The 21708-nt window shown below is 71.9% G+C and carries 17 protein-coding genes; 10 read left to right on the top strand and 7 right to left on the bottom strand.

Features of this window, described 5'->3' with window-relative positions:
- The 3 genes from ACWEN3_RS16575 to glgB all read left to right on the top strand — a co-directional run.
- The coding region (locus ACWEN3_RS16575; RefSeq protein WP_452970918.1) for an alpha-glucosidase C-terminal domain-containing protein at positions 1–381 on the top strand (381 nt) is incomplete at its 5' end.
- Positions 382–475: 94 nt separating this feature from the next.
- Positions 476–1888, top strand: a complete 1413-nt coding sequence (locus ACWEN3_RS16570) for a maltokinase N-terminal cap-like domain-containing protein (protein ID WP_452970916.1) — start codon at positions 476–478, stop codon at positions 1886–1888.
- Positions 1889–2020: 132 nt separating this feature from the next.
- Positions 2021–4255 carry a 1,4-alpha-glucan branching enzyme gene (gene glgB / locus ACWEN3_RS16565; protein ID WP_452970921.1) on the top strand — a complete coding sequence of 745 codons (2235 nt, stop codon included), beginning with the start codon at positions 2021–2023 and terminating at the stop codon, positions 4253–4255.
- 49 nt (positions 4256–4304) lie between these two features.
- On the opposite strand, the gene ACWEN3_RS16560 is transcribed toward glgB, so the two are convergent.
- From ACWEN3_RS16560 to ACWEN3_RS16540, 5 genes are all read right to left on the bottom strand, one after another.
- Positions 4305–6539, bottom strand: coding sequence for a HelD family protein (locus tag ACWEN3_RS16560; protein WP_452970913.1), 2235 nt, complete (start codon positions 6537–6539; stop codon positions 4305–4307).
- Positions 6540–6723: 184 nt separating this feature from the next.
- The gene (locus ACWEN3_RS16555) at positions 6724–7056 is read right to left on the bottom strand and encodes a thioredoxin family protein (protein WP_452970912.1); all 333 of its coding nucleotides are present in this window, start codon (positions 7054–7056) and stop codon (positions 6724–6726) included.
- The gene (locus tag ACWEN3_RS16550; protein WP_452970909.1) at positions 7053–7481 is read right to left on the bottom strand and encodes a MerR family transcriptional regulator; all 429 of its coding nucleotides are present in this window, start codon (positions 7479–7481) and stop codon (positions 7053–7055) included. The genes ACWEN3_RS16555 and ACWEN3_RS16550 overlap by 4 nt, the downstream gene beginning before the upstream one ends.
- A gap of 29 nt (positions 7482–7510) precedes the next feature.
- A complete protein-coding gene (locus ACWEN3_RS16545; protein WP_452970906.1) occupies positions 7511–8290 on the bottom strand; it encodes a DUF2127 domain-containing protein in 780 nt (259 codons plus the stop codon).
- Positions 8291–8393: 103 nt separating this feature from the next.
- The gene (locus ACWEN3_RS16540) at positions 8394–10067 is read right to left on the bottom strand and encodes an MFS transporter (RefSeq protein WP_452970903.1); all 1674 of its coding nucleotides are present in this window, start codon (positions 10065–10067) and stop codon (positions 8394–8396) included.
- A gap of 118 nt (positions 10068–10185) precedes the next feature.
- Here ACWEN3_RS16540 and ACWEN3_RS16535 point away from each other — a divergent pair, with 118 nt between their 5' ends.
- The gene (locus ACWEN3_RS16535; RefSeq protein WP_452970901.1) at positions 10186–10809 is read left to right on the top strand and encodes a TetR/AcrR family transcriptional regulator; all 624 of its coding nucleotides are present in this window, start codon (positions 10186–10188) and stop codon (positions 10807–10809) included.
- Between the two features lie 67 nt (positions 10810–10876).
- On the opposite strand, the gene ACWEN3_RS16530 is transcribed toward ACWEN3_RS16535, so the two are convergent.
- Positions 10877–12256, bottom strand: coding sequence for a cation:dicarboxylate symporter family transporter (locus ACWEN3_RS16530; RefSeq protein WP_452970898.1), 1380 nt, complete (start codon positions 12254–12256; stop codon positions 10877–10879).
- 154 nt (positions 12257–12410) lie between these two features.
- Here ACWEN3_RS16530 and ACWEN3_RS16525 point away from each other — a divergent pair, with 154 nt between their 5' ends.
- From ACWEN3_RS16525 to ACWEN3_RS16515, 3 genes are all read left to right on the top strand, one after another.
- Entirely contained in the window at positions 12411–14048 is a 1638-nt protein-coding gene (locus ACWEN3_RS16525) for a sensor histidine kinase (RefSeq protein WP_452970895.1), read from the top strand.
- Complete coding sequence (locus ACWEN3_RS16520) at positions 14045–14734, top strand: response regulator (RefSeq protein WP_452970893.1); 690 nt, start codon at positions 14045–14047, stop codon at positions 14732–14734. The genes ACWEN3_RS16525 and ACWEN3_RS16520 overlap by 4 nt, the downstream gene beginning before the upstream one ends.
- A 158-nt stretch (positions 14735–14892) precedes the next feature.
- Positions 14893–15588: a helix-turn-helix domain-containing protein gene (locus ACWEN3_RS16515; RefSeq protein ID WP_452970891.1), complete on the top strand. Its 696-nt coding sequence runs from the start codon at positions 14893–14895 to the stop codon at positions 15586–15588.
- A gap of 31 nt (positions 15589–15619) precedes the next feature.
- On the opposite strand, the gene ACWEN3_RS16510 is transcribed toward ACWEN3_RS16515, so the two are convergent.
- Positions 15620–16645 carry an ATP-dependent 6-phosphofructokinase gene (locus ACWEN3_RS16510; RefSeq protein ID WP_452970888.1) on the bottom strand — a complete coding sequence of 342 codons (1026 nt, stop codon included), beginning with the start codon at positions 16643–16645 and terminating at the stop codon, positions 15620–15622.
- Positions 16646–16835: 190 nt separating this feature from the next.
- Here ACWEN3_RS16510 and pta point away from each other — a divergent pair, with 190 nt between their 5' ends.
- From pta to pyk, 3 genes are all read left to right on the top strand, one after another.
- Positions 16836–18926 (top strand): phosphate acetyltransferase, encoded by a 2091-nt coding sequence (gene pta / locus ACWEN3_RS16505; protein WP_452970885.1) that lies wholly within the window; start codon positions 16836–16838, stop codon positions 18924–18926.
- On the top strand, positions 18923–20134 hold the full coding sequence (locus tag ACWEN3_RS16500) for an acetate kinase (protein ID WP_452970882.1): 1212 nt from the start codon (positions 18923–18925) through the stop codon (positions 20132–20134). The genes pta and ACWEN3_RS16500 overlap by 4 nt, the downstream gene beginning before the upstream one ends.
- Positions 20135–20233: 99 nt before the next feature.
- Positions 20234–21661 (top strand): pyruvate kinase, encoded by a 1428-nt coding sequence (pyk, locus tag ACWEN3_RS16495; RefSeq protein ID WP_452970879.1) that lies wholly within the window; start codon positions 20234–20236, stop codon positions 21659–21661.
- Positions 21662–21708: the final 47 nt, after the last annotated feature.

The following is a 21708-nucleotide window of genomic DNA, read 5'->3' as shown; positions in this document are numbered from 1 at the left end:
GACCCGGTCTACGGCTACCAGGTCACCAACGTCGAGGCCTCGATGTCCTCGCCGTCGAGCCTGCTGCACTGGACGCGCCGCATGATCGAGATCCGTAAGCAGAATCCTGCCTTCGGACTGGGGTCCTATAACGAGCTGCAGTCCTCGAACCCGGCCGTGCTCGCCTTCCTGCGCGAGTACGAGGACGACCTGGTGCTGTGCGTGCACAACTTCTCCCGCTTCGCACAGCCCACGGAGCTGGACCTGAGCCGGTTCGGCGGGCGGCACCCGGTCGAGCTGTTCGGCGGGGTGCGCTTCCCGGCGATCGGCGAGCTGCCGTACCTGCTCACCCTCGCGGGGCACGGCTTCTACTGGTTCCGGCTGCGCCGGGACGCCGCGTAACGGCGGCCGGGTGGGGCGGCGGTCGGTTTCCACCGCCCCACCCGGGGCACGCATCAGTAACACCCCGACGACCCGGGGAAAGGACGTGACGCCCATGGCGGAAACGGTCACCTCATCCGGCACCCCTTCGAGCACCGGTACCACCGGCACTCTCCTCGCCTCGCTGGACCCCTTGTTGCGCACGTGGCTGCCGAGGCAGCGCTGGTTCGCGGGCAAGGGCCGGCCGGTCACCGGGTTCACCCCCGTGGCCGCCACCGAACTGCTGCCGCCCGACGGCCGGCTGGGCCTGTACCACCTGCTGCTGCGCGTCGACCAGCCGCCCGCGCCGGGCGCGCCACCGCACCCCGGCGACTGCTACCAGCTCCTGATAGGCGTGCGCGAGGCGCTGCCGCCCCGGCTGGCGCCCGCGCTGATCGGCCATGTGGAGAAGGGCCCGCTCGCCGGACGCACGGTGTACGAGGCGCTGTACGACCCCCGGCCCGCCGAGGTGCTCCTGGAGGCGCTGCGCAGCCGGGCACGCGTCGGGGGGCTGCGGTTCGAGCGGGACCCGCGCCAGGAGATCCGGGAGGGTCTCGTGGCCCGGCTGATGACCGCCGAGCAGTCCAACTCGTCGGTGGTCTACGGAGATACGTTCATCCTGAAGCTGTTGCGCCGGGTCGTCCCCGGCACCAATCCCGACCTGGAGATACCCCTGGCGCTGGCCCGCGAGGGCTGCCCCCGGGTGCCCGCGCCGACGGCGTGGCTGCACGCCGACGCCGACGGCGAACCCGAGGGACCGTATGTGCTGGCCGTGCTCCAGCCCTTCGTGAACGGCGCCGCCGACGGCTGGGACCTGGCGCTGCGCGAGCTGGCCAAGGGCGAGGACTTCGCCGCCGAGGCGCGGGCGCTGGGCCGCGCCACCGCCGAGGTGCACACCGCCCTCGCCCACGCCCTGCCGACGGTCACCCTCGGCCAGGCCCAGCTGCGGCTGCTGGTCGACGGCATGACCGAGCGGCTGGCGGCGGCGGTCCAGGCGGTGCCGGCCCTGATGCCGTACGAGGAGGGGCTGCGGTCGGCGTACACGGCGCTGTCCGGTCTGGCCGCCGAGGGGCGCACCTGGACCGCCCAGCGCGTCCACGGCGATCTGCACCTCGGGCAGTGCCTGCGCTCGCCGTCCGGCGACTGGTCGCTGATCGACTTCGAGGGAGAGCCGGCCCGGCCGCTGGCCGAGCGGCGCATGCCGCAGCCGCCGGTGCGGGACATCGCGGGGATGCTCCGCTCCTTCGACTACGCGGCCCACTCGGCGAACCCGCCCGCGCACCAGTGGGCGCGCGCCTGCCGGGCCGCCTACTGCTCCGGGTACGCGGAGGTCGCCGGCCGCGACCCGCGCACCGATCCGGTGCTGCTGCGTGCCTACGAGACCGACAAGGCGGTCTACGAGGTCGTCTACGAGGCCCGGCACCGCCCCGACTGGCTCTCCGTACCGATGTCGGCGGTCCGCCGCCTCGCCACGTCCGACCCGACCTGACCCGTTCCTCCCCCGGGAGACTCGCTCGTGACGTCCAAGAAGTCAGCCACTGAGAAGAACAAGTCCGGCAAGACCAAGGCCACCAGGAACACGGCCGGGAAGAGGGCCGCCGCCCAGGCCGAGCCCGTCGGGGTGCCCAAGGCGCGCTCGCCGGAGCCGGAGCCCGTCAAGGAGGTCGCCGTGTCCCCCGCGGTGGACGCCGGCGACCGTGAGCGGCTGCTGCACGGCACCCACCACGCCCCGCACTCCGTGCTGGGCGCCCACCCGGTCCCGGGCGGGGTGGCCTTCCGGGCCTTCCGCCCGTACGCCCGGTCGGTCACCGTGCTCTCCGGCGAGCTGCGGGCGGAGCTGCACGACGACGGCGACGGCTTCTTCTCCGGGCTGCTGCCGCTCGCCTCGGTCCCCGCCTACCGGCTGCTGGTGGGGTACGACGGCACCGTCCAGGAGACCGAGGACGCCTACCGCTTCCTGCCCACGCTCGGCGAGTTGGACCTGCATCTGATCGGCGAGGGCCGGCACGAGCAGCTGTGGCACGCGCTCGGCGCGCACGTCACGACCCACCAGGGCGTGGCGGGCACCCGGTTCGCGGTGTGGGCGCCGAACGCGCAAGGCGTGCGGGTCGCGGGCAGCTTCGGCTTCTGGGACGGCACCGGCTTCCCGATGCGCTCCCTCGGTTCCACGGGGATCTGGGAGCTGTTCGTGCCGGGGATCGGCGAGGGCGAGCTGTACAAGTTCGAGATCACCCGCCCGGACGGCTCCCACACCCTGCGCGCCGATCCCCTGGCCCGCCGTACCGAGGCACCGCCGGCCACCTCCTCGATCGTGGACGCCTCGCACCACGAGTGGGGCGACGCCGAGTGGATGGCCCGCCGGGCGAGGACACCGGTGCACGAGGCGCCGTTCTCCGTCTACGAGGTGCACCTGCCCTCCTGGCGTCCCAGGCTGACCTACCGGCAGCTGGCCGAGCAACTCCCGGCGTACGTCACGGAGATGGGCTTCACCCACGTCGAGCTGATGCCGGTCGCCGAGCACCCCTTCGGCGGTTCCTGGGGATACCAGGTCACGGGCTTCTACGCCCCGACGGCCCGCCTCGGCACCCCCGACGACTTCAAGTACCTGGTGGACCGGCTGCACCAGGCCGGCATCGGCGTGATCATGGACTGGGTCCCGGCCCACTTCCCGCGCGACGAATGGGCGCTGGCCGAGTTCGACGGGCGCCCGCTGTACGAGCACCACGACCCGCTGCGGGCCGCCCACCCCGACTGGGGCACGCTGGAGTTCGACTTCGGCCGCCGTGAGGTGCGCAACTTCCTGGTGGCGAACGCCGTGTACTGGTGCGAGGAGTTCCACATCGACGGCCTGCGGGTGGACGCGGTCGCCTCCATGCTCTACCTCGACTACTCGCGCGAGCCGGGCCAGTGGACGCCCAACGAGCACGGCGGCCGGGAGAACCTGGACGCGGTGGCCTTCCTCCAGGAGATGAACGCCACCGTGTACCGGCGCTGCCCCGGGGTGGTGACCGTCGCCGAGGAGTCGACGGCCTGGGACGGCGTCACCCGCCCCACCCACCACAAGGGCCCCAGCGGCTTCGGCGGACTCGGTTTCGGCCTGAAGTGGAACATGGGCTGGATGCACGACTCGCTCCAGTACATGAGCCACGACCCCGTGCACCGCAAGTACCACCACCACGAGATGACCTTCTCGATGGTGTACGCCTACAGCGAGAACTACGTCCTGCCCATCTCCCACGACGAGGTGGTCCACGGCAAGCGGTCCCTGGTGTCGAAGATGCCGGGCGACTGGTGGCAGCAGCGCGCCAACCTCCGCGCCTACCTCGGCTTCATGTGGGCCCACCCCGGCAAGCAGCTCCTCTTCATGGGCCAGGAGTTCGCCCAGGGCGCCGAGTGGTCCGAGGCGCACGGACCCGACTGGTGGCTGCTCGACCCGTCCTACGGCGCCGCGGCCGATCACCGGGGCGTGCGGGAACTCGTGGGGGACCTGAACGGGCTGTACCGGGCGACCCCGGCGCTGTGGCAGCGGGACGCCGACCCGGCGGGCTTCCAGTGGATCACGGGCGACGCGGCGGACGACAACGTCCTCGCGTTCCTGCGGTACGACGCCGACGGCAGCCCGCTCCTCGCGGTCTCCCACCTGGCCCCGGTGGTGCGCCACGACTACCGCATCGGGGTCCCGGACGACGTCCCGGCCTGGCACGAGTCCCTCAACACGGACGCCGGCCGGTACGGCGGCAGCGACGTCACCCACCCGGACGTCGTCAAGCCCGAACCCCAGCCCTGGCACGGCCGCCCGGCGAGCATCCGCCTGACCCTGCCCCCGCTCGCGACGGTGTGGCTGCGGCCGGCCTGAGGGAGCGGGGCGGCCGGGCCGGAGTCCGGGCCCGGCCGCCCCGCCTGCCCTACGCGGCCGCCTCGCCCAGGGCGGTCGGCAGGTCGCCGGTGTGCAGCACCCCCAGCCGCTGTGTCGCCCGGGTCAGGGCCACGTACAGGTCGCTGGTGCCGTAGCCGCCCGGCTGCACCACCAGCACCGAGTCGAACTCCAGGCCCTTGGCCTGGCGCGGGTCGAGGAGGACGACCGCCCGCGTCAGGTCGGGTTCGGCCCCGGCCGTGACGCCGTCCAGGCGGGCGGCCAGGGCGCGGTGCAGCTCGCGCGGGGCGATGACCGCCAGGCGGCCCTCGGCCGGGGTGAGTTCGGCGACCGCCTTGGCGACGGCCTCGGGCAGCTCGCCGTCGGCCCTGCGCACCCAGGGCCGCACGCCCGTGGAGCGGACCGAGCTGGGCGGCTCGAAGTCCGGGTTCTCGGCACGGACCACGGCCGCGGCCAGGTCCATGATCTCCGACGGGGTGCGGTAGTTGACGCCGAGCCGGGTGTGCTCCCAGCGGTCCTCGACATAGGGGGCGAGGATGTCCGCCCAGGAGCCGACCCCGGCCGCCTCCGCGGTCTGCGCGGGGTCGCCGACCAGGGTCATCGAACGCGTCGGGCTGCGTCGCATCAGCAGCCGCCAGGCCATCGGCGACAGCTCCTGCGCCTCGTCGACGATGATGTGCCCGAACGCCCAGGTGCGGTCGGCGGCGGCCCGCTCGGCGGCGCTGCGGTGGTCCGCCTCCTCGTGCCGCTCGGCGAACCGCTCGGCGTCGATGATGTCGTGGGCGGACAGCACCTCGGAGGACTCGGGATCGCTGTCCTCCTTGTCCTCGAACTCGTAGGTCCGGGAGGCGTACGAGACGTCGAGGACGCCCTGCGCGTAGGCGATCTGCGTCTCGCGCTCCCGCTCGGCGCGGAAGCGGGCCGAGCGGTCGTCCTCACCGAGGAGTTCGGCGGCCTCGTCCAGCAGGGGCACGTCGGCGACGGTCCAGGCGCGGGTCACCGGGCGCCGGATCGCGTCGGCGTCCTCCTGGGGGAGGTGGCCGTCCGGCTCGGCGAGGAAGTCGGCGAGCAGCCGGCGCGGGGTGATCCGGGGCCACAACCGGTCGATGGCGGACCAGACCTCCGGGTTCTCGGCGAGTTCGTCGCGGATCTGGGTGATGTCGGAGGCGTCGAGCAGGCTGCTGCCGTCGTAGGGGTCGGTGCCCACGCGCTCGGCGTACAGCTCGGTGAGCGTGTTGAGGATGTGGCCCTCGAAGTGCTCGCGGGCCGCGTTGTGCGGCAGCCCGGCGGCCCGTGTGCGTTCGCGGGCGACGCTCACCAGGCCGTCGTCCAGCATCAGCACCTCGCGTTCGTGCTCGATCGCGATGACCGGGTCGGGCAGGGCCTGCCGGTCGCGCACGACGGCGGCGAGCACCTCGGCCATGGCGGCGCCGCCCTTGACGGCGGCCGCCCGCGGGGTGTCGGTGGCGGTGGCCTTCACCCCGGGGAACAGCTCGCCGACGGTGGCCAGCAGCACGCCGGTCTCGCCGAGCGAGGGCAGCACCTCGCCGATGTAGCCGAGGAAGGCCGGGTTGGGGCCGACGATCAGGACGGCCCGGCGGGCCAGCAGTTCCCGGTGCTCGTAGAGCAGGTAGGCCGCGCGGTGCAGCGCCACCGCGGTCTTGCCGGTGCCCGGGCCGCCCTCCACGACCAGCACACCCCGGTACGGCGCCCGGATGATGCGGTCCTGGGCGGCCTGGATGGTCTGCACGATGTCGCCCATCCGGCCGGTGCGCGCCGAGTTCAGCGCGGCCAGCAGCACGGCGTCCCCGGTGGGGTCCTCGTGCCCGGTGCGGGTGGCGTCGCCGAGGTCGAGGATCTCGTCGTGCAGGGAGGTGACGGTGCGGCCCTCGGTGGCGATGTGCCGGCGGCGGCGCAGCCCCATCGGGGTGTGGCCGGTGGCCAGGTAGAAGGGGCGGGCGACATCGGCCCGCCAGTCGATGAGGACCGGCGTGCGCTCGGCGTTCTCCTCGCGCAGCCCGATGCGGCCGATGTGGTGGCTGGTGCCGTCGGCCAGGTCGATCCGGCCGAAGCACAGCGAGCCGTCCACGGCGTTCAGCGCGGCGAGCAGCCCCGAGCGCTCGGCGACCAGGATGTCCCGCTCCAGCCGGGCCTGCATGGGCTTGTCACCCTGGGCGAGCGCGTCCGAGACCGAGGCCTCGGTCTCGCCGCGCAGCACGTCCACGCGCGCGTACAGTCCGTCGATGAATTCCTGCTCGTGCCGCAATTCATCGTCTGGAAATTCACTGTTCGACCAATCCGCGTTTGACAATTCCGCTCCCGCCCGGATAGACTGTGCCCACTGAGCTTCTCCGCGACCTATTTCGAATTGAAGTCGCGAACCACTGAATATACGCACAGAAATCCCCCGAGTGCAATTACTCGGGGGATTTTTCGTGGGCGCGACCGCCTTACAGCACGTCGGCCAGTTCCTCCAGCAGCCGCCGCTTGGGCCGTGCCCCCACCATCGAACGCACCGGCTCGCCGTCCCGGAAGACCATCAGGGTCGGCGTCGACAGCACGTTGTAGGCGATCGTGGTCCGCGGATTGCGGTCCACGTCGAGCTGGACGACCCTCAGCCGGTCGCCCTCCGCGAAGGCGATGTCCTTCAGCGCCGGCGCGAGCTGCCGGCACGGCCCGCACCAGTCGGCCGTGAACTGCACCAGCACCGGCAGATCCGCACCGATCACCTCCGCCTCGAAGTCGGCGTCCGTCACCTCGTCCAGTCCGCTCGTCAGACTCATCGAGCCGGCCCTCCCAGTTCGCACACGGGTTCCGGACCCCCCGGAACCAGCGACTCGGCGGCCAGCTCGTCCCGGGCCCGCTCGGCCCGTCGCAGCTGCCCCGAGACCGTGTCCCGCACGGCCCGGAGCTGCCCGATGAGCGCGTCCAGCTCGTCCAGCTTGCGCCGGTAGACCACCAGCGAGGCCGGGCAGGAGTCGCCCTCCGGGTGACCGGCACGCAGACACTCCAGGAACGGCCGCGTCTCCTCCAGGTCGAACCCGAAGTCCCGCAGCGTCCGGATCTGCTCCAGCAGCCTGAGGTCGCCCTCGTCGTAGGTGCGGTGCCCCTTGCCGTCCCGCCGGGCCGGCAGCAGCCCCCGCGCCTCGTAGTAGCGCAGGGTCCGTGTCGTCGTCCCGGCCCGCGCGGCCAGCTCGCCGATTCGCATGCCCCCGACGGTAGGCGTTGACGCCGACGTCAATGCAAGACGCCGACCGAGCCGACCCCCGCCGACTCCTCCACCTCCAGCAGGGAGGCGCTGTGGCGTTCCTCGTCGAACTTGCGGCGGCCGCCGCGCAGGCCGAAGAGGCGTTTGGCCAGGAGGATGTAGAGAACGGCGAGGATGTTGAGGACCAGCGTGACGATCTTCAGGTAGCTGATCTTCTCGGTGAGTTCGTAGATCTCCAGGGGCAGGAACGCGGCGGTGGCGACCACCGTCAGGTACTCCGCCCAGCGCTTGGCGTACCAGAGACCGCCCGCCTCGACCAGCTCGATCAGCGCGTAGGCCAGCAGCAGGGCGGCCACCAGCAGCAGCGTGGAGTGCTTGTAGCCGAAGGCCTTCTGGATGGAGCCGACGACGGGCGAGTGGTCGAGGTCGTAGTGGAAGTGCCTGAAGACCGGGCGCAGCACGTCCAGGTTTTGGTTGAACAGCCGCCGCACGGCGTCCTGGCTGTTGCTGAACTTCCACACCGCCACGGCGACCAGGACGATGAACACCCCGCGCACGGCCCGCTCGATCGCCAGGAAGCGGAGGATGAACAGGTCCCGCAGCACCTTGCCGCGCGGTACCAGCGGGGCGTCCGCGGCCGGTCCCGAGCCGTGCGGCTCACCGAGCACGAAGTCGCCGCAGCGCAGGCAGCGCCACACGTCCCCGAGGGCGGTCTGGGCGTGCAGCCGGGTACGCAGCCGCGGATCCTCGGGCGCGTAGGTCACGTGACCCTTGCGCGCGCAGGTCCGCCGGTCCCAGTCGATCTTCATCCCCCGTGCCTCCAAACTGACTCACACCTACATGACGCCACGCACCGACGTGCCGTTCCGGTCGATCCGCAGCGGCACGTTAACGGATCGGGGCGCGAAGGTGTCAGCCGGCGGCGCTCTGCGCGAGTTCCTTCCGCTCTTCCTTCATCTCCGTCACAGGAGCCTCGCGGCGCGGGAGCAGGACCGCCACCAGGACCGTGCCGATGCCGAGGACGATCGCGCCGACCAGGCTGGTGTGGGCGACCGCGTCGGAGAAGGAGGAGCCGACCGCGTCGGCCATCCGCCGGGCGTCCGCGGCGAGTTCGGCGGCCTGCTGCTTGAGCTGCGCTGCCTGCTGCGGGTCGCTCGTGCGGCCCGCCTCCGCGGCGAGCTGCTGCGCCTTGTCGCCGATGCCCTGGGCGACGGCGTACCCGGCGCCGACCGAGTCCCGGGCGGTGTCCAGGGCGTTCGCCGGGAGCCTGCTGCCGGCCGTGGCGTCGGTGAGGTGGTCGCCGTACGAGGTGGCGAGCAGCGAGCCGAGGATGGCGATGCCGAGCGAGCCGCCCAGCTCCAGCGAGGTGTCGTTGACCGCACCGCCGACGCCCAGCTCGGACTCCGGGAAGGCGCCCATGATGGCGTCGGTGCAGGGCGAGAGCGCGAGGCCGATGGCGAGGCCGAGGATGATCAGGGGCGCCACGAAGTCGCCGTAGGTGGAGCCGGCGTCCACCCGGGTCAGCAGTGCGAGGGCCGTGGTGCCGCCGACCATGCCCGCGGTGACGGTGATCCGCATGCCGACGCGCGGGGTGAGCCAGCCGGTGAGGGCGGAGCCCGCGAAGACGGCGCCGGCCAGCGGCAGCATGCGCACGCCGGTCTGCAGGGCGTCGTAGCCGAGGACGAACTGCAGGTGCTGGGTGAGGTAGTAGAAGGCGCCGAAGACGGCGAGGAAGAACAGGGCGACGGCCAGGTTGGAGCCCGCGAACCGACGGCCGGTGAAGCGGCGCACGTCGAGGATCGGGCGGGGGTGGCGCAGCTCCCAGAGGACGAAGGCGACCAGGCCGGCGCCCGCGACGACCGCCGCCGTGACGGCCTTCACGCCCCAGCCGAAGTGCGGGCCCTCGATGATCATGTAGACGAGCGAGCCGGTCCAGATCACCGACAGCAGGCCGCCGACGTAGTCGATGCGGTCGTGGTGCCCGGCCCTGGACGGCGGTACGAGGACGAAGGCGGCGACGATCGCGAGGGCCGCGACGGGCACGTTGATCAGGAAGGTCGAGGACCAGCCGTGGTGGCGCAGCAGCGCGCCGGCGACCACCGGGCCCGCGGCGATGGCGAGGCCGGCGGTGGCCGTCCACAGGGTGATCGCCTTGGCCCGCTCGGCCCGCGGGAAGGTCGCGGCGAGCAGCGAGAGGGTGGCCGGCATGATCAGCGCGGCGCCGACGCCCATCACGGCGCGGGCGGCGATGACGGTGGCCGCGCTGGTGGCGAGGTAGCCGAAGACGGCGCCCCCGCCGAAGACGACGAGCCCGAGGACGAGCGCCCCGCGCCGGCTGTACTTGTCGCCGATCGCGCCGAGCAGCAGCATCAGGGCCGCGTAGGGGACGGTGTAGCCGTCGATCACCCACTGCAGGTCGGCGCCGGAGAGCCCGAGGTCCTTCGTCATGTCGGGCGCGGCGACCGTGAGGGCGGTGTTCGCCATCACGATGATCAGCAGGCTCAGGCAGAGCACCAGCAGCGCCCACCAGCGCCGGGCGTAGGGGCGCTCCATCTTCTCGACCGGTTCGGTCATGACGAGTCGCATGGCAGGGATCGCCTTCCTCGGGTACGCGACAGCACTTGCACAGCGGCGTGCAATTGCACAACCATGTGCAATGTACGGCGTTGCACAGCGCTGTGCAACTCACGGAAGGGCGTGCAGAATGACTGTCATGACCACGGGTAACCCCAGCCGCGCCGACGCCAACCGGCGCCGCATCCTCGACGTCGCCCTCGCCGAGCTGCTGCGCGACCCCGACGCCTCCATGGACCAGATCGCGCGCGCCGCCGGCGTCGTACGACGCACGGTGTACGGCCATTTCCCCAGCCGTGAGGCGCTGATCAGCACCCTCGTCGACGAGGCGGTGCAGGCGCTGGCAGACGCGGACGCGGCGGTGCGCGCGGGGGTGGCGGACCCGGCGGAGGCGGTGGCCCGGTCGGTCCTCGCGATCTGGGCGACCGCCGACCGCTACCGGCTGCTGATCGCCCTGGCCCAGCGCACGGTCACCGTCCAGGGCATCCGCGAACGCCTGGCGCCCCTGCGCGAGGCCAAGCTGCGGGTGCTCCGGCAGGGCCTGGAGACGGGCGTCTTCAGCTCCCCACTGCCCGCGCCGGCCCTGGCGTACGTGCACGAGCAGATGCTGTTCGCCCTGATGGAGGCGGTGAACGACGGCCTGCTCACGGCCGAGGAGGCGGGCCGCGCCGCCACGGTCACGGTGCTGACCGCGGCGGGCGTGCCCGCCCCGAGGGCCACCGCACTGGTGGCCGAGGTGAGTGCGCGGCCGTAGCGCGCCGACGGCCGGACGCCCGACCCCGGGTCAGGCGGGGCCGGGCGTCCGGAACTCGTACGGTCGGTCAGGCCTTGGCCAGCTCCTCCTCCCGGGGATCGGGCACCCCGGCGCCCGTGGACCGGTTCTCGTCGAGCAGGGTCGTCTCGTCGAACGGCAGCTCACCGGCGAGCACCTGCCCGACCCGCGCCCGGTCGATCTCCTTGGTCCAGGTGCCGACCAGCACGGTGGCGACCGCGTTGCCCGCGAAGTTGGTCAGCGCCCGGGCCTCGCTCATGAACCGGTCGATGCCGACGATCAGGCCGACCCCGTCGACCAGCGCGGGCTTGTGCGACTGCAGGCCGCCGGCCAGGGTGGCGAGACCCGCGCCGCTGACACCCGCCGCGCCCTTGGACGCCAGCAGCAGGAACAGCAGCAGCGGGATCTGCTCGCCCACCGACATCGGGGTGCCCAGCGCGTCCGCGATGTAGAGCGACGCCATGGTCATGTAGATCATCGTGCCGTCGAGGTTGAAGGAGTACCCGGTCGGCACGGTGATGCCGACGACCGGCTTGCTGACGCCCAGGTGCTCCATCTTCGCGATCAGCCGCGGCAGCGCGGACTCGGAGGAGGAGGTGGACAGGATCAGCAGGAACTCCCGGGCGAGGTACTTGCACAGGGAGAAGACGTTCACCCCGGCGACGATCCGCAGCAGCGCGCCGAGCACCACGAAGACGAACAGGAAGCAGGTGACGTAGAAGCCGAGCATCAGTACGGCGAGGCTCTTCAGCGCGTCCAGGCCGGCCGAGCCGGTGACGGCGGCGATGGCACCGAAGGCGCCGATCGGCGCGGCCCACATGACCATGGACAGGATGCGGAAGACGAGGCGCTGGATGTGCTCGATGCCGCGCAGCACCGGCTGCCCGACCGAACCCATGGCCTGGAGGGCGAACCCGGCGAGCAGGGCGACCAGCAGCGTCTGCAGGACCTGGCCCTCGGTGAAGGCGGACACGAACGTCGTCGGGATGATCGACAGCACGAAGTCGACGGGCGGCAGGGCGTCGCTGGAGACCTGGGCGTGCCCGGTCTGCCGGAGCGCGTTCGTCAGGTGCAGCCCGTCACCGGGGTGCAGCACGTTGCCGACGACGAGGCCGATGGCGAGGGCGACCAGCGACATCACGAGGAAGTAGCCGAGGGCGATACCGCCGACGGCGCCCACCTTGGCCGCCTTGCGGACGGATCCGATCCCGAGCACGATCGTGCAGAAGATGATCGGCGAGATCATCATCTTGATCAGGTTGACGAAGCCGGTGCCCAGCGGCTTCAGCTGGACCGCGGCATCGGGCCAGATCAGGCCCACGGCGATGCCGAGCGCGACCGCCACGATGACGGCGATGTACAGATAGTGGGTCCGGTCCCGCTTCACACGGGGTGCGGCAGGTGCCGTATCGGGGGTGCTGGCGGCCACGACTGCCCTCCTTGACGTCTTTGTCGGTGAACAACCGGCGTGCGGCTCACGTCCGGGGTTACTGGGGGAATGCCGTGACTATCTCCCGAGCTGTGAGGGCGGTCACCCTTCCGTTCATTTAGTTCACGCCGAACCGGGGAGGCACACTGCTGGCATGCGCTTTCCGTCCCTCACCCGACCCCGCAGCCTGGCGGGCCAGCTGTTCGCCATGCAGGCCGTGCTGATAGCGGTGGTCGTGGCCGGGTACGCGCTGTTCACCTACGTCAGCGACCAGCGGCAGGCCGAGGCGGCGGCCGCGCGGCAGGCCACGGCGGTGGCCCGGTCGATCGCGGACTCCCCCTCGGTCCGCTCGGCGATCGGCACCGCGGACCCCAGCGCCCGTCTGGAGCCGTACGCCCTCCAGGTCACCCGGGACACGAACGTCGACTTCGTCACGATCATGAACCCCTCGGGCATCCGCTGGACCCACCCGGACCGGCGGCAGATCGGCAAACGCTTCCTCGGCACCATCGCCCCCGCCCAGCACGGGCACACCTTCACCGAGACCTACACCGGCACGCTCGGCCCCTCCACGCGCGCGGTGACCCCGGTGACCGACAACGGCCGGATCGTCGGCCTGGTCAGCGCCGGCATCACGGTGGAGACCATCAGCCAACGGGTCCGGGACCAGGTCACCGCCCTGCTCGGGGTGGCCGGCGGCGTCCTGCTGCTGGGCGCGGTCGGCACGTACGTCGTCAACGCCCGGTTGCGCCGCCACACCCACGGCATGAACTCCACCGAGCTGAGCCGGATGCACGACTACCACCAGGCGGCGCTGCACGCGGTCCGCGAGGGCCTGCTGATGCTGGACGGGCAGTACCGGGTGGCGCTGATCAACGACGGGGGCCGGGAGCTGCTGGGCGTCGGCGAGGAGGAGGACGTGGTCGGCCGCACGGTGGCCGGCCTGGGGCTGCCGGCGCCGCTGACCGGCGCGCTGCTGTCCTCACGGCCGCGGGTGGACGAGGTGCATCTGACGGCGTCCCGGGTGCTGGTGGTGAACACCTCCCCGGTGTCCGGCGGAGAGCGGCGCGGCACCGTCGCGACCCTCCGCGATGTGACCGAACTCCAGTCACTGATGGGTGAGTTGGACTCGGAGCGCGGTTTCGTCCAGGCGCTGCGCTCGCAGGCGCACGAGGCGGCGAACCGGCTTCACACCGTCGTGTCGCTGATCGAGCTGGGCCGGGCCGAGGAGGCGGTGGACTTCGCCACGGCCGAGCTGGAACTGGCGCAGGCGCTGACCGACCAGGTGGTGGCGGCGGTGAGCGAACCGGTGCTCGCGGCACTGCTGCTGGGCAAGACCGCCCAGGCCAACGAGCGGGGCGTGGAGCTGGTGGTGTCGCCGGACAGCGGCCTGGACGACGGCCTCCTCGGCGACCTCCCGGCGCGCGACCTGGTGACGATCCTCGGCAACCTGATCGACAACGCGGTGGACGCGGCGCAGGGCGGCGTGCGGGCGCGGGTGACCGTGACGGCGTACGCCTCGGACGCCGAACTGGTGCTGCGCGTGGCGGACACCGGCCCCGGTGTCGACCCCGACCACGCCGACCTGGTATTCCAGCGGGGGTTCTCCACGAAGCCGGCCGGGCCCGGCGGACGGGGCCTCGGGCTGGCCCTGGTCCGGCAGGCGGTGACCCGCCACGAGGGCACGCTGACGGTTGCGGAACCGGACGACGAGGGCGAGGGCGGCGCGGTGTTCGAGGTGCGGTTGCCGTTGCGCACGGCGTCCCCGGTGCCCGGAGGGGGTGCGGCGTGACGGACTCCCGGCCGATCAGAGTGCTGGTGGTGGAGGACGACCCGGTCGCCGCCGACGCGCATGTGATGTACGTGGGCCGGGTGCCGGGCTTCGTCGCGGTGGGGAAGGCGCACACGGGCGCCGAGGCCCGCCGCGTCCTGGACCGCACGGCCGTGGACCTGCTCCTGCTGGACCTGCACCTCCCGGATGTGCACGGCCTGCAGTTCGCCCGCTCCCTGCGGGCCGCCGGGCATCACGCGGACGTGATAGCGGTGACGTCCGCGCGGGACCTGGCGGTGGTTCGGGAGGGCGTCTCGCTGGGCGTCGTCCAGTACGTGCTGAAACCCTTCACCTTCGCCACGCTCCGCGACCGCCTGGTCCGCTACGCCGAGTTCCACGCGGCGGTGGGCGAGGCGAGCGGGCAGGACGAGGTGGACCGCGCGCTGGCGGTCCTGCGGGCCCCGGCGCCCGCCGCGCTCCCCAAGGGGCTCAGCGGGCCGACCCTGGAGCGGGTGACCGGCGCGCTGCGCGAGGCGCCGGAGGGCCTGACGGCCGCCGGGCTCGCCGAGTCCGTGGGCATCTCGCGGATCACCGCGCGCCGTTACCTGGAGCACCTGGTCGAGGCGGGCCGGGCCGACCGCAGCCCGCTGTACGGGCAGGTGGGGCGGCCGGAGCTGGTGTACCGCTGGGTCTTCCAGACGCGCTGAGCCCGCCCGAGGAGCGAACCGGGGCCCGTCGAGCGGCCCCGGGGGGAAGTGTTCCGTCCGTTACATACCGAACGGCCGGAACTGTACGTTCCGACAATCCGTGATCCTGGCCGAACAGACCGTAGCCATCCCGTCACCGCACCCCTAGCTTGTCCGGGGTGCACCCACCCTCAGCTCCTCCGTTCAACGCCCCGGCCGCCCGCAGGCTGCGCGCCGCGCTCGGCATGGGCCCCGAGCACGTCGCCTACGGCATGCGGGCGTCGTACGGGCTGCCGTACGTCACGCCCGATCTCGTGATCGCCTGGGAGCGCGGCACCGTCTCCCCGAGCAACCCCGAACTCACCGCACTCTCAGGCGTGTTGTGGTGTTCTCCGGGGGAGCTCATCGGCCGGCCCCGCACGCTGCGCGAGCACCGCATCGCGCGCGGGGTCGCGCCGGGGGACGTGGCCCGTGCGGTCGGCGTGGACCTGCCGGCGTATCTGCGGATGGAGGAGAGCGGGTCCTGGCGCGGCAGCGAGCGCCAGTCGGCCGCGCTCGCGCAGACGCTGCGCCTGGCCCTGCCCGACTTCGTGGCCGTCACGGGCCGCGAGGCGAAGCTCGCCGAGCTGCTGCACAGCGCGGTGACCACCCGCTGGCAGGCGTACGTCCGCCCGGTGGCGAAGCTGGCGCCCGTCGACCGGGGCGTCCTGGAGGACGTCCTGCAGGACCTGCACCAGGACTACCAGGGCCACATGGCCGCCACCCTCAGCTGGGGCGGCGGCAGCGACAGCGCCAGCGAGTCGGGGCGGGACTTCCTCGACCGGATCGTGGACAACTTCTGGGCGTCGGTCGAGGAGGCCGGCGAAGCGGTCTGAGGCCGCGTCGCCCTGAGCCTGCCGGCGACGGCTAGAAGACCGACTCGGCTTCGTCCATGCGGTCCTTCGGCACCGTCTTCAGCTCGGTGACCGCCTCCGCGAGCGGCACCATCAGGATGTCGGTGCCGCGCAGCGCGGTCATCCGGCCGAACTCGCCGCGGTGCGCGGCCTCGACGGCGTGCCAGCCGAAGCGGGTGGCGAGGACGCGGTCGTAGGCGGTGGGCACGCCACCGCGCTGGACATGGCCGAGGATGACCGGCTTGGCCTCGGTGCCGAGGCGCCGCTCCAGCTCGTACGCCAGCGCGGTGCCGATGCCCTGGAAGCGCTCGTGGCCGTACTGGTCGATCTCGCCCTTGCCGTAGTCCATGGTGCCCTCGGCGGGGTGGGCGCCCTCGGCGACGCAGACGACGGCGAACTTCTTGCCGCGGGAGAAGCGCTCCTCGACCATCTTGACCAGGTCGGCCGGGTCGAAGGGGCGCTCGGGCAGGCAGATGCCGTGGGCGCCGGCGGCCATGCCGGACTCCAGCGCGATCCAGCCGGCGTGCCGGCCCATGACCTCGACGACCATCACCCGCTGGTGGGACTCGGCGGTCGTCTTCAGGCGGTCCATCGCCTCGGTCGCGACGCCGACGGCGGTGTCGAAGCCGAAGGTGCGGTCGGTGGAGGAGATGTCGTTGTCGATGGTCTTGGGCACGCCGACGACCGGGAGGCCGGCGTCGGAGAGCATGCGGGCCGCGGTCAGGGTGCCCTCGCCGCCGATCGGGATCAGCGCGTCGATGCCGAACTCCGCGACCATGTCGGTCGCCTTGGCGCAGGCCTCGCGCAGCCGGTCGCGCTCCAGGCGGGAGGAGCCGAGGATGGTGCCGCCGCGGGCCAGGATGCCGCTGACCGCGTCCAGGTCGAGGGAGCGGTAGTGGCGGTCGAGCAGGCCCCGGTAGCCGTCCTCGAATCCGATGACCTCGTCGCCGTACTGCGCCACCGCCCGGTGCACGACCGACCGGATCACGGCGTTCAGGCCGGGGCAGTCGCCGCCTGCGGTGAGAACTCCGATGCGCATCGTGCTGTGTCTCCTGCTCGCTGTGGGTACCGGTGAGCCGGTTCCGATTCTTTCACGTCCGCCGGGGCGGTGAAATCCTGACGGGCGCCTTATCCGGCAGCAGGGGTACTGTCAAGAGGGCCGCTCACCTCGGTGGGCGATTTTTGTGCCGACGACGCGCCGTACAAGACATGAGGAACGGAGTGGACACGTGACGCGCAGCGTGTACGTGACCGGGATCGACCGCGGCGACGGCCGACAGGTCGTGGAGCTGGGGGTCATGGAACTCCTGACCCGGCAGGTCGACCGGGTGGGGGTGTTCCGCCCGCTCGTCCACGACGGTCCCGATCGCCTGTTCGAGTTGCTGCGGGCACGCTACCGCCTCTCGCAGGACCCGGCGACCGTCTACGGCATGGACTACCACGAGGCGTCCGCGCTCCAGGCCGAGCAGGGCACCGACGAGCTGGTCTCCGCCCTCGTCGACCGCTTCCACCTGGTGGCCCGCGACTACGACGTCGTGCTCGTCCTCGGCACCGACTTCGCCGCCACCCAGCTCCCGGACGAGCTGTCCCTCAACGCCCGCCTGGCCAACGAGTTCGGCGCCTCCGTGCTGCCGGTGGTCGGCGGCCGCGGGCAGAGCGCCGAGTCCGTGCTGGCCGAGACCCGCAACGCCCACCGCGCCTACGACGGCCTCGGCTGCGACGTCCTCGCCATGGTCGCCAACCGGGTGACCCGCGAGGACCGCGACGAGATCGCCGAGCGGCTGGCCGGCCGGCTGCCGGTGCCCTGCTACGTCCTGCCCGACGAGCCCGCGCTCTCCGCGCCGACCGTCTCCCAGATCGCCCAGGCCCTCGACGCCAGGGTGCTGCTCGGCGACGACTCCGGGCTCGCCCGGGACGCCCTCGACTTCGTCTTCGGCGGTGCGATGCTGCCGAACTTCCTCGGCGCCCTGACCCCGGGCTGCCTGGTCGTCACCCCCGGGGACCGCGCCGACCTGGTCGTCGGCTCGCTGGCCGCGCACAGCGCCGGCACCCCGCCGATAGCCGGCGTGCTGCTGACCCTGAACGAGGTGCCGAGCGAGGAGATCCTCACCCTGGCCGCGCGCCTCGCGCCGGGCACCCCGGTCCTCTCCGTGACCGGCAACAGCTTCCCCACCGCCGAGCAGCTCTTCTCCCTGGAGGGGAAAATGACGGCGGCCACCCCGCGCAAGGCGGAGACCGCGCTCGGCCTGTTCGAGCGGTACGCGGACACCGCCGGCCTGGCCGGCCGGGTCTCCGCGCCGAGCAGCGACCGGGTCACCCCGATGATGTTCGAGCACAAGCTGCTCGAACAGGCCCGCGCCGACAAGCGCCGGGTGGTCCTCCCGGAGGGCGGCGAGGAGCGGGTGCTGCACGCGGCCGAGGTGCTGCTGCGCCGGGGCGTGTGCGACCTGACGCTGCTGGGCCCGGAGGACCAGATCCGCAAGAAGGCCGCCGACCTCGGCATCGACCTCGGCGACACCCAGCTGATCGACCCGGCCACCTCCGAGCTGCGCGACGCCTTCGCCGAGAAGTACGCCCGGCTGCGCGCCCACAAGGGCGTCACGGCCGAGCTGGCCTACGACGTCGTGTCCGACGTGAACTACTTCGGCACCCTGATGGTCCAGGAGGGCCTGGCCGACGGCATGGTGTCCGGGTCGGTGCACTCCACGGCGGCCACCATCCGGCCCGCCTTCGAGATCATCAAGACCAGGCCGGACTCCTCCATCGTCTCGTCCGTGTTCTTCATGTGCCTGGCCGACAAGGTGCTGGTCTACGGCGACTGCGCGGTCAACCCGGACCCGGACGCCGAGCAGCTGGCGGACATCGCCGTCCAGTCGGCGGCCACTGCCGCGCGGTTCGGGGTGGAGCCGCGGATCGCGATGCTGTCGTACTCCACCGGGACGTCCGGCTCGGGCGCGGACGTGGACAAGGTGCGCGAGGCGACCGAGCTGGCGCGCTCGCGGCGGCCGGACCTGAAGATCGAGGGGCCGATCCAGTACGACGCGGCCGTGGAGCCGACCGTGGCCGCCGCCAAGCTGCCCGGCTCCGAGGTCGCCGGGCAGGCCAGCGTGCTGATCTTCCCCGACCTCAACACCGGCAACAACACCTACAAGGCCGTGCAGCGCTCGGCCGGCGCGATCGCCGTCGGACCGGTGCTGCAGGGTCTGCGCAAGCCGGTCAACGACCTGTCCCGGGGCGCGCTCGTGCAGGACATCGTGAACACGGTCGCCATCACGGCGATCCAGGCCCAGAACTCCAGCGAGAAGGCGTACCAGCAGTGACCTCCCCCACCCGCGTCCTCGTCCTCAACTCCGGCTCGTCGTCGGTGAAGTACCAGCTGCTGGACATGCGGGACCACAGCCGGCTGGCGGTGGGACTGGTCGAGCGCATCGGCGAGCAGACCTCGCGGCTCAGGCACACCTGCGTCACCAGCGGTGACACCCGCGAGTACGGCGGTCCGATCGCCGACCACGACGCCGCCCTCAAGGCGGTCGCCGAGGAGCTGGGCCGGGACGGCCTCGGGCTGGACTCGCCGGAACTGGCCGCGATCGGGCACCGGGTGGTGCACGGCGGCATGTTCTTCACCGAGCCCACGGTCATCGACGACGCGGTGCTCACCGAGATCGAGCGGCTGATCCCCGTCGCCCCGCTGCACAACCCGGCCAACCTCACCGGCATCCGCACCGCGCGGGCGCTGCGCCCCGACCTGCCCCAGGTCGCCGTCTTCGACACCGCGTTCCACACGACCATGTCGGAGTCCGCGGCCCGCTACGCGATCGACCCGCGGATCGCCGACCGGTACCGCATCCGCCGCTACGGCTTCCACGGCACCTCGCACGCCTACGTCGCCCGGGAGACCGCGCGGCTGCTGGGCAAGGACCCCTCCGAGGTCAACGTCATCGTGCTGCACCTCGGCAACGGCGCCTCGGCCTCCGCGGTCGAGCGGGGGCGGTGCGTGGACACCTCCATGGGGCTGACGCCTTTGGAGGGGCTGGTGATGGGTACGCGAAGCGGTGATCTGGATCCGGCCGTCATCTTCCATTTGGCGCGTGTTGGCGGAATGTCCATGGACGAGATCGACACTCTTCTCAACAAGAGGAGCGGTCTGTTCGGTCTCTGCGGCGACAACGACATGCGGGAGATCCGCCGCCGGATCGACGAGGGCGACGAAGAAGCCGCCCTCGCCTTCGACATTTACATTCACCGGCTCAAGAAGTACATCGGGGCCTATTACGCCGTCCTGGGGACGGTGGACGCGGTCGCCTTCACGGCCGGCGTGGGCGAGAACGCGGCGCCGGTCCGGGAGGCCGCGATCGCGGGCCTGGAGGGCCTCGGCCTGGCGGTCGACCCGGAGCTGAACGCCGTACGAGCGGACCGGTCCAGGGTGATCTCGCCGGGGGACGCGCGTGTCGCCGTCGCCGTGGTCCCGACGGACGAGGAAATGGAGATCGCCACCCAGACCTACGCACTGGTCGGAAAGAGCAGTTGAGCAATACACCGCAGTAACACGCCTGAGCGCATGTCCGCCCATTTGTATCTTCCGCCAGACGGAATATTCCGCAGCGAAACAAACCGATAGGATCGCCCCATGCGCCGTTCGAAAATCGTCTGTACTCTCGGCCCCGCGGTCGACTCCCACGAGATGCTCGTCGCCATGATCGAGGCGGGCATGAATGTAGCCCGCTTCAACTTCAGCCACGGCTCCCACGCCGAGCACCAGGCGCGGTACGACCGCGTCCGGGCCGCTTCCAAGGAGACCGGCCGGCCCATCGGCGTCCTCGCCGACCTGCAGGGCCCGAAGATCCGCCTGGAGACCTTCGCCGAGGGTCCGGTCGAGCTCGAGCGCGGTGACGAGTTCGTCATCACGACCGAGGACGTACCGGGCGACAAGCACATCTGCGGTACGACGTACAAGGGGCTGCCGGGCGACGTCTCGCGCGGCGACCAGGTCCTGATCAACGACGGCAACGTCGAGCTGAAGGTCCTGGACGTCGAGGGCCCGCGGGTGCGGACGATCGTCATCGAGGGCGGTGTCGTCTCCGACCACAAGGGCATCAACCTGCCCGGCGCGGCCGTCAACGTGCCCGCGCTGAGCGAGAAGGACATCGAGGACCTCCGCTTCGCCCTCCGCATGGGCTGCGACATGGTCGCGCTCTCCTTCGTCCGGGACGCCAAGGACGTCGCCGACGTCCACCGCGTGATGGACGAGGAGGGCCGCCGGGTGCCGGTCATCGCCAAGGTGGAGAAGCCGCAGGCGGTGCAGAACATGGAGGACGTCGTCGCGGCGTTCGACGCCGTGATGGTGGCCCGTGGCGACCTGGCCGTCGAGTACCCGCTCGAGAAGGTCCCCATGGTGCAGAAGCGCCTGATCGAGCTGTGCCGGCGCAACGCCAAGCCGGTGATCGTGGCGACCCAGATGATGGAGTCGATGATCACCAACTCGCGCCCGACCCGTGCCGAGGCCTCCGACGTGGCCAACGCGATCCTGGACGGCGCCGACGCGGTCATGCTGTCCGCCGAGTCCAGCGTGGGCGCGTACCCGGTGGAGACGGTCAAGACGATGTCGAAGATCGTCCAGGCGGCCGAGCAGGAGCTGCTCTCCAAGGGCCTGCAGCCGCTGGTGCCCGGCAAGAAGCCGCGCACGCAGGGCGGTTCGGTGGCCCGCGCGGCCTGCGAGATCGCCGACTTCCTCGGCGGCCGGGGCCTGATCGCCTTCACCCAGTCCGGTGACACCGCGCGCCGTCTCTCCCGCTACCGCGCGGTCCAGCCCATCATCGCCTTCACCACCGACGAGGGCACCCGCAACCAGCTCACCCTGAGCTGGGGCGTGGAGCCGCACGTGGTGCCGTTCGTGAACACCACCGACGAGATGGTCGACCTGGTGGACCAGGAGGTCGCGAGGCTCGGCCGCTTCGACGCGGGCGACACCGTGATCATCACCGCCGGCTCGCCCCCCGGGGTCCCCGGCACCACCAACATGCTCCGCGTGCACCACCTCGGCACCCAGAGCAACTGACAAGCCCCGTAAGGGCTTTGTACGGCGCCGAGGGCGCCCCCCTGGAC

The sequence above is a fragment of the Streptomyces sp. NPDC004561 genome (assembly GCF_053602155.1).
Note: the sequence above shows the minus strand (reverse complement) of the source record. Positions and strands in the feature narration are given on the sequence as shown.